The sequence below is a fragment of the Pedobacter sp. UBA4863 genome (genome assembly GCF_002399615.1).
In the GTDB taxonomy this organism is placed as follows: domain Bacteria; phylum Bacteroidota; class Bacteroidia; order Sphingobacteriales; family Sphingobacteriaceae; genus Pedobacter.
On sequence record NZ_DHDZ01000024.1, the window covers coordinates 1 to 990 of the forward strand.

Here is a 990-nt window from a genome sequence, read left to right on the forward strand (position 1 = left end):
CCTACGTTATCACCAGCTTCACCGTAATCTAAGATTTTACGGAACATCTCAACACCTGTTACTGTAGATTTTAAGTTCTCAGCACCCATACCTAAGATTTCAACTGGATCACCAGAGTTGATTACACCACGCTCAATACGACCTGTAGCAACAGTACCACGACCAGTGATTGAGAATACGTCTTCAACAGGCATCAAGAAAGGAAGATCTGTCAAACGTGGAGGAATTGGAATAAAGCTATCTACTGCATCCATTAACTCCATAATTTTAGCTACCCATTTCGGATCGCCGTTTAAGCCTCCTAATGCTGAACCTTGAATAACAGGAGTATCATCACCAGGGAAGTTATAGAAAGATAATAACTCACGAATTTCCATTTCAACTAGTTCTAACAACTCAGGGTCGTCAACCATATCCACTTTGTTCATGAAAACTACTAATGCAGGTACACCTACTTGGCGAGCCAAAAGGATGTGCTCACGAGTTTGTGGCATTGGACCATCTGTAGCAGCTACCACGATGATAGCACCATCCATTTGCGCAGCACCAGTAACCATGTTCTTCACGTAATCCGCGTGACCTGGACAGTCAACGTGTGCGTAGTGACGGTTAGCAGTTGCATACTCAACGTGTGATGTATTGATAGTGATACCTCTTTCTTTTTCCTCTGGAGCAGAGTCAATAGAATCAAATGAACGTGCCTCAGATAAACCTGCATCAGCTAAAACTTTAGAGATAGCTGCTGTTAAGGTTGTTTTACCGTGGTCAACGTGACCGATTGTACCGATGTTTAAGTGCGGTTTACTGCGGTCAAACTTTTCTTTTGCCATTTTTTATACTTATTAGTAGGTTAAAATTTTTTATTTAATTATTGTTTTGATACAATTTCAATACAAAAAACCTTGCTTTTTCTGTGTTTTCAACAGAACCAACAAAGTTGTTTTTTACTTTGAGCCAAAGATGGGACTTGAACCCACGACCTCTTCCTTA

1 protein-coding gene is annotated in these 990 nt (G+C 40.5%); it reads right to left on the bottom strand.

The genetic code is table 11. The features are described from left to right. Positions 1–830: elongation factor Tu (locus tag B3I52_RS03980; RefSeq protein ID WP_293299041.1), on the bottom strand; the 830-nt coding region annotated here is incomplete at its 3' end. Between the last annotated feature and the right edge of the window lie 160 nt (positions 831–990).